At 59.2% G+C, this 10,336-nt stretch carries 14 protein-coding genes and 2 pseudogenes; 5 read left to right on the top strand and 11 right to left on the bottom strand.

Features of this window, described 5'->3' with window-relative positions; translation table 11 throughout:
* From JCM12296_RS28905 to JCM12296_RS28865, 11 genes are all read right to left on the bottom strand, one after another.
* Positions 1–1,169: glycogen/starch synthase (locus JCM12296_RS28905; RefSeq protein WP_054700284.1), on the bottom strand; the 1,169-nt coding region annotated here is incomplete at its 3' end.
* A gap of 53 nt (positions 1,170–1,222) precedes the next feature.
* The gene (locus JCM12296_RS28900; RefSeq protein WP_054700282.1) at positions 1,223–1,459 is read right to left on the bottom strand and encodes a hypothetical protein; all 237 of its coding nucleotides are present in this window, start codon (positions 1,457–1,459) and stop codon (positions 1,223–1,225) included.
* Positions 1,443–1,619: a hypothetical protein gene (locus JCM12296_RS39090; RefSeq protein ID WP_157067985.1), complete on the bottom strand. Its 177-nt coding sequence runs from the start codon at positions 1,617–1,619 to the stop codon at positions 1,443–1,445. Before JCM12296_RS39090 ends, JCM12296_RS28900 begins: the two co-directional genes overlap by 17 nt.
* Before the next feature lie 96 nt (positions 1,620–1,715).
* Positions 1,716–2,027: an isoamylase early set domain-containing protein gene (locus JCM12296_RS28895; RefSeq protein ID WP_246805044.1), complete on the bottom strand. Its 312-nt coding sequence runs from the start codon at positions 2,025–2,027 to the stop codon at positions 1,716–1,718.
* 23 nt (positions 2,028–2,050) lie between these two features.
* A complete protein-coding gene (locus JCM12296_RS28890) occupies positions 2,051–2,329 on the bottom strand; it encodes a hypothetical protein (protein ID WP_054700277.1) in 279 nt (92 codons plus the stop codon).
* A gap of 75 nt (positions 2,330–2,404) precedes the next feature.
* A complete protein-coding gene (locus tag JCM12296_RS28885) occupies positions 2,405–2,941 on the bottom strand; it encodes a response regulator (RefSeq protein ID WP_054700275.1) in 537 nt (178 codons plus the stop codon).
* A gap of 372 nt (positions 2,942–3,313) precedes the next feature.
* Positions 3,314–3,850: a LuxR C-terminal-related transcriptional regulator gene (locus JCM12296_RS28880; protein WP_083456616.1), complete on the bottom strand. Its 537-nt coding sequence runs from the start codon at positions 3,848–3,850 to the stop codon at positions 3,314–3,316.
* Positions 3,838–3,963 (bottom strand): helix-turn-helix domain-containing protein, encoded by a 126-nt coding sequence (locus JCM12296_RS48330; RefSeq protein WP_281492190.1) that lies wholly within the window; start codon positions 3,961–3,963, stop codon positions 3,838–3,840. Before JCM12296_RS48330 ends, JCM12296_RS28880 begins: the two co-directional genes overlap by 13 nt.
* Before the next feature lie 36 nt (positions 3,964–3,999).
* Complete coding sequence (locus tag JCM12296_RS28875; protein ID WP_157067984.1) at positions 4,000–4,800, bottom strand: sensor histidine kinase; 801 nt, start codon at positions 4,798–4,800, stop codon at positions 4,000–4,002.
* Positions 4,764–5,702, bottom strand: a complete 939-nt coding sequence (locus tag JCM12296_RS28870) for a PAS domain-containing protein (protein WP_054700269.1) — start codon at positions 5,700–5,702, stop codon at positions 4,764–4,766. Before JCM12296_RS28870 ends, JCM12296_RS28875 begins: the two co-directional genes overlap by 37 nt.
* 126 nt (positions 5,703–5,828) lie before the next feature.
* A complete protein-coding gene (locus tag JCM12296_RS28865; protein ID WP_054700267.1) occupies positions 5,829–6,026 on the bottom strand; it encodes a hypothetical protein in 198 nt (65 codons plus the stop codon).
* A 219-nt stretch (positions 6,027–6,245) separates the two neighbouring features.
* Between JCM12296_RS28865 and JCM12296_RS28860 the strand changes: the two genes are divergently transcribed.
* The 5 genes and pseudogenes from JCM12296_RS28860 to JCM12296_RS28845 all read left to right on the top strand — a co-directional run.
* Positions 6,246–6,518: a DUF4405 domain-containing protein gene (locus JCM12296_RS28860; protein ID WP_054700266.1), complete on the top strand. Its 273-nt coding sequence runs from the start codon at positions 6,246–6,248 to the stop codon at positions 6,516–6,518.
* 21 nt (positions 6,519–6,539) lie between these two features.
* Positions 6,540–7,181: pseudogene (locus JCM12296_RS46090) on the top strand (LON peptidase substrate-binding domain-containing protein); the annotation flags it as partial.
* A gap of 349 nt (positions 7,182–7,530) precedes the next feature.
* Positions 7,531–8,999: pseudogene (gene lon, locus JCM12296_RS46085) on the top strand (endopeptidase La).
* 5 nt (positions 9,000–9,004) lie between these two features.
* Positions 9,005–9,973 carry a hypothetical protein gene (locus JCM12296_RS28850; protein ID WP_054700265.1) on the top strand — a complete coding sequence of 323 codons (969 nt, stop codon included), beginning with the start codon at positions 9,005–9,007 and terminating at the stop codon, positions 9,971–9,973.
* Positions 9,910–10,336, top strand: a 427-nt coding sequence (locus JCM12296_RS28845) for a P-loop nucleotide/nucleoside kinase family protein (RefSeq protein ID WP_157067983.1), incomplete at its 3' end; no start/stop codon positions are given. The genes JCM12296_RS28850 and JCM12296_RS28845, both read left to right, overlap by 64 nt.

The following is a 10,336-nucleotide window of genomic DNA, read 5'->3' as shown; positions in this document are numbered from 1 at the left end:
GCCAGGCGGTAGCGCCGGGCATCGAAGTCGGCCACGGCGGCACGATCACCGGCTCCCAGCCGGGCAATCTTCTCCGCGAGGGGCGCCCGGTAATCGCCGTCGGCCACAAAGACGAGTTGCAGGCGCTGATCCTGGTAACGCCGCAAAATGTCGTCCAGCAGCGCCACCATCATGCGGCACCCGGGCCGGGAGCCGTCCAGGCGGGTCGGCCAGAAGCACACCGGCGCCGTTGAATCCATGCGCAACCCCAGCGTCTCCTGGAGCTGCAGCTTGTTGTAGAGCTTGCCGGCAAAATGGGTCTCCGGCCCGAAGGATCGCAGCAGCGCCCGGTCAGTGGCCGGATGGAAGGATGAATCCGGCACCGGCAAAACCGCACCGAGCTGTCCGGCGGCCATTTTACGTTTCAGTTCATCCCGCAGGCCCGGCCGCGCCAGATGGCCCTGCCCGTTGGTCAACGCGGCCAGGTAGGTCGGGCTCAACGCCGCCACCATGGTTGCCGCGAACACACCGGTGGTCAAAAGGTCCACCGGATTGGTGTTACGGGTCTCCTCATAGCTTTCCGGCAGGCGCTCATAAAAGCACGTCCGCCAGAAAGCGGCGGCATCGATCCCGCGTTCCTCGATGGTGGAGAGCAGCAATTGCGGCGCGTCCAGGCGATAGAAGGTGAACAGGCTGGCAATGCCGCACTGGCGCGCCATGGCCGGAATCAGTCCACTCATCCAGTCGAAGCAGTGAATCAAGTCGGGTTGAACCTCGGGGATGATCCGGTTGATCACTTCGCGCTGAAACGAAAGGGCGATGCGCACACTCTCACCACCGGTGTCCATGAACAATTTCGGGTGGTAGTAAAAGGAGCGGTCCTCGGCCAGGTGGATACGGTTTTCGGGCAAGTTCCGCTGTCGCTGGGGGATATCCAGCCCGGGCAGGGGGTGGGTGCTGTTTTTGAAAACGTTGCGATAGTTGGGCATGGCCAGGTGGACATCGATACCCCGTTCGTAAAGGGCATGGATCTCGGCGGCGCAGATATCCCCCAGGCCGCCGGCCCGGGCGCAGATGGAACGGGAGCCCGGCCCCATACCCGATGGAACGAAGGTCACCTCCGGGGTCACGATCAGAACCCGCGGGGTTGAATGTGGCGGTCGCGTGCCGCTTTGCCGGTGGTTTTGCATGATAACACCTTCCTTTTGAAATATCGGCATGCGGGACACACGATGGGCGATGGTCAGTCGAAATACCGCAGCCCCATGCCGTAGATCGGTCCGCCCGCTGCCAGCCTCTCCCTGCGCCAGCGAACCTCGGCCAGGACGATCGATCGCACGCCTTCCACCGCTTCCCGGTCGGTCTGGGATGACGGATAGCGCACCATGCGCACGATCAGGATCGTTCCCGGCTTGAAGGGATGGGCGGTTTCAATGTAAGCCCCTCGCGGGAGACATTGCCCATCACCCCATCGACGCATGGGTGTCGCCATGGCTGCCATACGGTCGACAGGTAATGACGGCATCCGTCGTCGGCCGGCGTGACGATATTCTCTGCTTCAGTCCCTTGGAAGGGGTCGCTTCCATCTTCTCCATCAAGGCCGTTTCATGAAAATGACGCTGTCGGTTTTGCTCGAGCACCCAGGACTCCTTTCCGGCTGGTCTTTCGTCTATTGGAAAGATGATGATTCACTCACCCATCAGGCTTCAAAAAAGATAGACGACAGCAAGGGGAAGCTACAGTTGGATCACCGAATTCCGGCTGCCTTCATAGGGTGTCGGACAAGACGCATCGGCGTCGGGATCATTTTCCCAATGGGATTCCCCAATCAGATAGCGGAACTGATAGGTGCGACCGGTCTCCAGGTCCAGGGTCACCTTAAACCCGCCGTTTTTCATTTTCTTCATGGGGGTTGCCGATGTCGACCATGCGTTGAATTCACCCACCAGAAAAGCCTGCGCCGCCCCATTGCCGATCGTTTCGGGAATATTGAACGTCACCTTGCACACGGGTTTGGATTTCAGGAATTGCTTGCGAATGCCCATCATACCTCCATTGAGAAAAAAGTCATTTACTCTTCACGAAAAGCCCGACTGAACCGGCCGGTCACCTCGATGTTCATCCGCTGATGATGCAAATCGGACATCAGCGGCAAGAACAGATCGATCCCAAATGGGCTGACGGTCTTGAGACCACTGGTGTCGATGGCGACCTTTGATGTTTTGCCCACGTCGGTGCTCAACAGGTTATGCAGCTCATATGCCGAGGAGGCATCAAAATCGCCGAACAGTTTGAGATCCAGGGAGTTCTTGTTCTTTTGCTTCTTGGACACACGAAAGTTCTTTGCCATGCACATCCTCCGGGTGGGGCCAAGGTGTCTATTTTCTTTACAGCCTGGAAAGGGCTGCGGGACGGGTTGCGTTTATCAAGGCGCCGGGCATGGGTGCTCCCGCGACCCGCCGGCAACACCGATCCGATGAAGCTGGTCGCGCATGGACGCCAGATCGAAAGGCTGGAGCAGCCAGCCGTCGATGACTGCCGCGGCATCGGGCCGGTCATTATTGATCGTGCCGATGGGTTGCCGGGCCATGATGATAACGGCCGTGTGCGCCTGCTTGCGTTTAATCTTCAATGCGAGCTGATAGCCGTCGATGCTGGGCAGGTCATTGCTGGCCATCACGACGCCGAAGTCCTGTTTGGTCAAAAACCAGAGCGCATCCACGATATCCCCGGCAGTGGCAATCTGAAATCCCAAAAAGATTCCCATTTCCGCCACCCGTGCCAGGGCTGTGGCATCCGCGTCAACGATCAGCATGCGGCTGGCAACGCTGGCGCATGTCGGCCGGCCGAGGTCGGCCACCGGCGGCCTGCCGGTCGCCGTTTTGGGACATGGGATTTGTGAATGCGAGGACATCATCCATACGGGAAGCACAAGGGGTGTCTGCAACCGTCTGCTGAGCATGCGCAACCTCCTTGATCTTGGTGGGATATCGCATTCAAGATAATGTTTTTGGACTGCGTTATCGGTCGTCGCAGTATGGTTTATACAGCTTCCTCCCTCTGGCCTTGCCAAAAACATTATCTTAAATGCTCTAGATTGTTTAGCGCAATATTTTAAGAGGGATTATAAAGGTGCGTGTCAAAAGAATCCATTCGCAAAACTGCCCAATTCTCGCCATCCGGTTACATAGTTTTACCCATACGCGCAAGAAGCCGATAAAAGGGGTTCAGGCGAGAAATATCGGCGATCGGAAATACTTTTCGTGAAAGCCCAATTGAAAACGCAGAGGCGGTTTGAAACGTCTGGACGGACTCTTCGAACCGCTTCTGAAGATCAGCGCGTGACATAGCCCTGGGAAATGGCATAACGTACCAGATCCGCGGTATGTTTGAGGTTGAGTTTGGAGCGGATATTGGCCCGATGCCGGTGAACCGTGCGGATGCTGATGAAGAGACGTTCGCTGATCTCCCGGTCCGTATGTCCTTCCGCGATCATCTGCAGCACCTGTCGTTCCCGCGGCGTCAGGGAATCCGATTCCACATGGCGGTCCCCCCGGCAGATGGAAATGATCGCCGAGGGGAATTCACTGGTCAGTTTGCGGGAAAGGTAGGTCCCTCCTTTGCGGATACGCTCGATGGCGTTCAACAACTCGTCCCCCGAGTCCTCTTTGAGCAGATATCCGCTGGCACCGGCGGCCAGCGCCATGGAAAGGAAGGCCTCGTTCTTATGCATGCTGAGCATCAAAACGGCAATCTCCGGATGGATCTCGTGAATTTCCTGGGCCGCCTCGATGCCGCGTAGACCGGGCATGGAGATATCCAGGATCACCATGTTCGGCGTCACCTTCTTGAGCAGTTTCAAGAGTTCCAAGCCGTCGCCGCTTCGCCGATCACTTTCAGACCCGCCGTATCATCGATAATATAGCGGATTCCCTCACGCATCATGGTATGGTCATCGGCAATCACGATTGTATATTCATCCATGAGTCTCTCCTTCCACAGGTAACGGCAGGCGGATGATCAGGCGGGTCCCTTGCCGGGTTTGCTGTCGATGGATAGCTTTGCGGCGATCATGCGGCAACGCAGTGCCAGGGCGGAAAGTCCCATGCCCTGGGGGGGATGGTTGGGCGGCGACGATTTGGGCACCTCAAAGCCCTTCCCGTTATCGCGGATCTCGATGCGCAAATTTCCCCGCTCCCGGCGCACCTTGATCCACACCCGCGTCGCCCGGGCGTGTTTGTGGATGTTGAGCAGCGCCTCCTGGAAGATGCGGAACAGGCACAATTGGGCTTTGGGCGCCGTAATTCGGTCGAGCAGATCAATGTCGGTCGATACCGGTATGGCGGAGGAGGCCGAAAATTCGGCAACCATCTGCCGAGTGGCAATCGTCAGCCCGAGCGCATCCAGGGTGGCTGGTTTCAGATTGTGGGCGATACAGCGGATATCGTTGATGATCTTGTCGGCATAGGCCAGCAGTTCATTGCAGTCGTGGGTCAGATCGGATCGCTCCGCCGGACAGTGATCACGGATGATCTTCAGGCGCAGTTTGAGCACATTCAGGTCCTGTCCACAACCGTCGTGAAGTTCCAGGGCAATGCGCCGCTGTTCCTCCTCCTGCACCGACAGAAGGTGACTGGACAGGACGTTCAGCGAGATCACCGACTCCCGCAGTTTATGTTCCAGGTGAAAACGCTGCATGGCCAGCCCCAGGCGTTGGGAGACGTCCTCCAGGGCCTCAACCAGCCTTAAGGGGAAGTAGTTCTCACGGTGGTCAACCGCATGGATCAACCCTTCGATGGCGGCATCCACGCGAATGGGCACCAGGCAACGGACTCGTAGCCATGTTGATTGCAAGCTTGGCGTAGCGTGCCACGCAAATCGGCCGGCAGACCTTGCAGGAACCGGGTGGTGCCGTTGATATAAAAGGAGCCTTTGGCGGTGCGGCACCCCTGATCCACACGGGATTCCGCCTTGATCACGTCAATGCACAGGCACTGGTCGGTGTGCAGGTTAAGGGCGTTTTCCGACTGGTAAAAGCCCTGGCTGAAACCGTCATGCGAGTGGAAGGGAATGTTCCCACGATCATCGCGGATGCGGATGCCGACCGCCGCGCATTTGAGATAACCTTTGACCGCCTGGACGAAGCCATCCAGAAGTGCCGGCATGCTCTTGGCCTGGCAGGCGATCTCGAGGCAATCCTGTTGGAGGGCGAAACTCGAGGAGAGCTGGACGTGTTCGCTGATGTCCACGAGGGCCACGCTGTAGCGCGGGGCGTCCGTGCTGCGGCTGGAAACCGACTGCATCTGCAACTGGGCATCAAAGAAGAAACCGTCCATACGCTTCATCTTCAGCTCGAACTTGGCGGTCTCCAGGTTATCCTTACAGGTTTCCTTTTGCCGATAGTAGCTGACCAAGTCCTCCCGATGGATTAAATCGGTGAGATTACGGCCGGTCAGTTGGGTACGGGGTGCATTCAGGCAGACAGCCGCGGAGAGGTTCAGCTCCCGGATGAAATCCTCACCATCGATCACCAGATAGCCGATCGGAGCGAAATCGAACAGACTGACATACTTGCGATAAAGCTCTTCACAGGTCTGATGCGGCGCCTGGAAAACGTCCGGCACCGTCGGGGCGATTTCGGTAACCGGTCCCCGATCGGACTCGGGATCGGACTCGGGATCGGGATGCGGACGGGGGGCATCGCTGACGGGGGGGACAGGCATATCGGTTTCTCCTCTGACAATCACAAAGGCAAACTTCGCGCCGTTTTATCCATGGCCGGCGCTTGGATGGGTGCAATCGCCGGACAAACCGCCCATGGGATCAGGGAAATCGTCGCGGAACCTGGATCATTTTGATTTTGCATATAAAACGCCAACCTTGTCAACCTGCCGGCACACTTCCGCAACACCCTTAGCGCCATGATCGGCAATATTTTCGATGGGCGGCGGCGAAAATACGGCCGGCAACCTGTCAGCCGGCTTTCCAAATTGTAAACCGATCGCCAGCGTCTCCGGACGTGCCAGAAAAAAAATGACCGCTGGCACGCGACCGCGCAACTCAGCCGGAAGCCGATCCCCCCGTCATCGCCTCGTATCGATGATCGATGCCCCGCTACAGGCCGACGGCCGGCATCAAAATGGTTTTCGATTTGCATAGGATCGGGTTGCCCATCTATAATGGAGATGAACCACAATGGAAATAAACCGTCAGGCAACGATCCTAATCGGCAGCGCACGCAAACTTTAAATGAGAAAATAGGAAACATGGACGACCCCAAAAAAATCAACCGTTGGACCATCAACATCATCGCCTTCGGATTTCTGGTCATCCTGGCCGGAACCGGATTGATCAATTGGCTCATTCTGCCCCATGGCCTCGGCCGACAGGCCGGGGCGTTGGCCCAGGTCCGTCATTTTTTAATGAACCTGCATGCCTGGGCAGGGGTCCTTTTCATCGCTACCCTGGCACTGCACCTGAAACTGCACTGGACCTACATCCGGGCCAATCTGATCAAATCCGGCGTGTTGAAAAAATGATCCCGGGGAGTTGGGTTCCCCATGCAAGAAAGGTCGGGAAACATGGGCATCCGCAAAAACGATTCAAGCGGCGATAAATCGAAAAAGATTCCCGAAGAGATCGGCATCCTGCCGTTAAGGCATCTGGTGGCCTATCCATACATGGCCCTGCCGCTGGCGGTGGGCCACGCCCGGCAGATGCGCCTGATCGAGGACGCCGTCAACGACGGTTGTCTGGTCGGCCTGCTCACCACCAAGGAGCCCAACGTCGACACGCCGGCCCCCTGGCAGGTGTACGAGGTTGGCACGGTGGCCCGGATTCATCGGGCGGTGAAAACGCCCAACGGCCACTTTCATCTATTGATCCAGGGCATCGAGCGTTTCCGCGTCAAGGTCTGGCGGCGCACCGACCCCTATCTGACGGCCCAGATCCAACTCAGCCCCGAAGGACGTGAAGAGGGCGTCGAACTGGACGCCCTCAAGCGACGCCTGCAGATTCTGGCCCATGAGGTGGTCACCCTCCTGCCCGGCACACCCGACGATGTGAGCACACTCCTGGAGAGCATCGAGGATCCACGTTACCTGGCCTATCTGGTTGCCGCCAACTCCCGCTTCCAGCTGACCACGCGCCAAAAAATCCTTGAGATCGACAATCTCAATGAAAAATTGCGTGCCCTGATCTCCCTGCTCTCCCGTGAGAAGGAAGTACTCTCCCTGGGGAACAAGATTCAGGCCGAAGCCCAGGAGGAGATGACCAAGGCCCAGCGCGACTATTTTCTGCGTCAGCAGCTCAAGGCGATTCAGAAGGAATTAGGCGAGACGAACGAAGCCGTTGACGAAGCCGCCGAATACGAAACCAAGCTCAAGACGGCAGGACTTCCGGAAGAAGCTTTGGAAGAAGCCTTAAGCGAGCTCCAACGCATGAAGGGCATGCACCCTTCCTCGGCCGAGCACGCGGTGATCAAAACCTATCTCAACTGGCTGCTGGCGGTGCCTTGGCGGACCCTCAGCGACGATTGCATGGATATCCCCCATGCCCGGGTCATCCTGGACGAGGATCACTACGACCTGGAAGATGTCAAGGAGCGCCTCATCGAGTACCTGGCAGTTAAAAAACTGGTGCGCGAGCGCAAAATGCCGGTGGACGCGGATACCGCGAGCGAGGAGATCCCTGCGGCCGGCACCCTGCTCTGCTTCGTCGGCGCCGGGGGTGGGCAAGACCAGTCTCGGTCAGAGCATCGCCCGCGCCCTGGGACGCAAATTCACCCGCATGAGCCTGGGCGGCATGCGCGACGAAGCCGAAATCCGCGGACACCGGCGCACCTATATCGGCGCCATGCCCGGACGCATCATCCAGGCGATCAAACGCGCCGGCACGCGCAATCCGGTGTTCATGCTCGACGAAATCGACAAGGTGGGCAGCGACTGGCGCGGCGATCCCTCCAGCGCGCTTCTGGAAGTACTTGACCCGGCCCAAAACCACGCCTTTCGCGACTACTACCTGGATGTGGATTTCGATCTCAGCCAGGTGATGTTCATCACCACGGCCAACCAGTTGGAAACGATCCTGCCGCCCTTGCGCGACCGCATGGAGGTCATTCCCCTGGACGGGTACACGGAACACGAGAAGCTGCATATCGCCACCCGCCATCTCCTGCCCCGCCAGATTCGCGCCAACGGCCTGCAACCGGAGGAGATCGGATTCGACGAAGCCTCCTTGACCACCATCATCCGCGATTATACCCGCGAGGCCGGCGTCCGCCAGCTGGAACGTCAGATCGGCGCCATCTGCCGCAAGACCGCCGTGAGCATCACCACGGGAACCCACCAGACGGCGGCCATCACCCCTGAAACGGTCAGGCGCCTGCTGAAAAAACCGCTCTTCGAATCCGAGCTGGCCGAACCCATCGATACGCCGGGGATTGTCATCGGGCTCTCCGTCACCGCCTATGGGGGCGAGATCCTCTTCATCGAGGCCACGCGCATGGCTGGCAAGGGTGAGTTGACCATCACCGGCCACCTGGGCGAGGTGATGATGGAGAGCGCCCGCATCGCCCACAGTTACGTGCGCGCCAAGCACCGGACCTGGGCATCAACCCCACCAGTTTCAAAACAAACGACATTCATCTGCATGTCCCGGCCGGTGCCACGCCCAAGGACGGCCCTTCGGCCGGTCTGGCCATGGTCATGGCCATGGCCAGCATCTATACGGGCCGGCCGGTCCCCAGCGACCTGGGGTTTACCGGCGAGGTGACCCTCAGGGGACGCGTGCTACCCGTGGGCGGCATTAAAACCAAGGTCATGGCCGCTCATCGGGCCGGGCTGGACCGCGTGATTCTGCCGCGCCGCAACGCCCGTGACCTGGATGACCTGCCGGAAACCGTGCGCCAGGCGATCACCGTCCATTTGGTGGACCGGGTGGCGGAGGTCCTGCCCCTCGCCCTGCCAGGGAAGACGGGCGCCGATCCGGATTCCGGCCAACCGATTTGTGCAACGGGGTAACCCAAATGAGCATCAACCACTCACCTGCCCTTCGCGATGCCATGCTGAAGCCGGATTTCTACCCGCATCCGGTGGAAACGGTCACATTGCGCGAGACCCATATTTCAACCGTGTTTCTCACCGGCCAATTCGTCTACAAGATCAAGAAAGCGGTGGATCTGGGGTTTCTCGATTTCTCCAGCCTGGAAAAGCGCCACGCCGGCTGCCAGCAGGAACTGATTTTGAACCGCCGTCTATCCAGTGGGGTCTATCTGGAAATCCTGCCCATCACCTGCCGGGACCACCGGTATGCGTTGAATGGGTCCGGCCCGGTGGTCGAGTTTGCCGTCAAGATGCATCAGCTGCGGGACAGGGATGCCATGTCCCATCTGTTGTCGACCGGCAGGTTCCAGGAAGCGCGCATGACGGGATTGATCCAGCGCCTGGTGGATTTCTACGCCAACGCCGCCATTGACCGATCTCCTCCGGACGCCGACGTGCCGGCCTGGCAGGACAATCTCGATCATGTGGACCGGTTGATCGGTCCGGATGCGCGTGCCACTTTCGAATTCGTGAAGAGCGCCAGCCAGGCCTTTTTCAACCGCCATGCGAAGCTGTTCCAACGGCGCCACCGGGCCGGCCGCATCCGGGATTGCCATGGGGACTTGCGCTGTGACCATATCTACTTTACCGATACCGGCATCCAGATCATCGACTGTATCGAATTCAGCCGCGCGTTGCGTGTTCTCGACGTTGTCTGCGACCTGGCCTTTCTGGCCATGGATCTGACCTTTCGCGGGCGCAGCGATCTGGCCCGGCATCTGATCCGCCAGTATATCGACGCCAGCGGCGATCTGGGCGCCCTGCCCCTTTTGGATTTCTACTGCTGTTATCGCGCCATGGTCCGCTGCAAGGTGAGCCTGTTGCGTCTTTGCGAAAAGGATGTCCCCTTACCCGAACGGCAGGCCGTACAAAAACGGCCACGGGCACCCTGAGCCTGGCCCGGGCGTATGCCGGCAATTTCTCGCGGCCGATCCTGTGGATCGTGTGTGGTCTGCCGGCCAGTGGCAAGAGCACGCTGGCCGCCGCCCTGGCCGAGGTGTGGGACCTTGCCGTGATCCGTTCGGACGCGGTGCGCAAGGCCCTGTTTGCCGACGACGCCCCCCCGGCCGGCGACGCCGCCTTCGAGAAGGGCATCTACTCCGCCCTGGCCACCGAAATGACCTATCGCGAGGTATTGGCCATGGCCGACGAAACGCTCAAGAAAGGCCTGAGCGTAATTGTGGACGCCACCTTCAGCCGCCGCCTACAGCGCAACCAGGCCATGCGCCTGGCCGGGGCCAGGCAGGTGGCCATCG

It is taken from the genome of Desulfosarcina cetonica JCM 12296 (assembly GCF_001311845.1).
Lineage (GTDB): Bacteria > Desulfobacterota > Desulfobacteria > Desulfobacterales > Desulfosarcinaceae > Desulfosarcina > Desulfosarcina cetonica.
This window is presented reverse-complemented; position numbering and strand designations above follow the sequence as displayed.

Coding starts and splice junctions, on each gene's coding strand:
- JCM12296_RS28900 (WP_054700282.1), bottom strand. CDS start 1,459: ATGCGTCGATGGGGTGATGGGCAATGTCTCCCGCGAGGGGCTTACATT.
- JCM12296_RS28895 (WP_246805044.1), bottom strand. CDS start 2,027: ATGATGGGCATTCGCAAGCAATTCCTGAAATCCAAACCCGTGTGCAAG.
- JCM12296_RS28890 (WP_054700277.1), bottom strand. CDS start 2,329: ATGGCAAAGAACTTTCGTGTGTCCAAGAAGCAAAAGAACAAGAACTCC.
- JCM12296_RS28885 (WP_054700275.1), bottom strand. CDS start 2,941: ATGCTCAGCAGACGGTTGCAGACACCCCTTGTGCTTCCCGTATGGATG.
- JCM12296_RS48330 (WP_281492190.1), bottom strand. CDS start 3,963: ATGGATGAATATACAATCGTGATTGCCGATGACCATACCATGATGCGT.
- JCM12296_RS28870 (WP_054700269.1), bottom strand. CDS start 5,702: ATGCCTGTCCCCCCCGTCAGCGATGCCCCCCGTCCGCATCCCGATCCC.
- JCM12296_RS28860 (WP_054700266.1), top strand. CDS start 6,246: ATGGACGACCCCAAAAAAATCAACCGTTGGACCATCAACATCATCGCC.
- JCM12296_RS28850 (WP_054700265.1), top strand. CDS start 9,005: ATGAGCATCAACCACTCACCTGCCCTTCGCGATGCCATGCTGAAGCCG.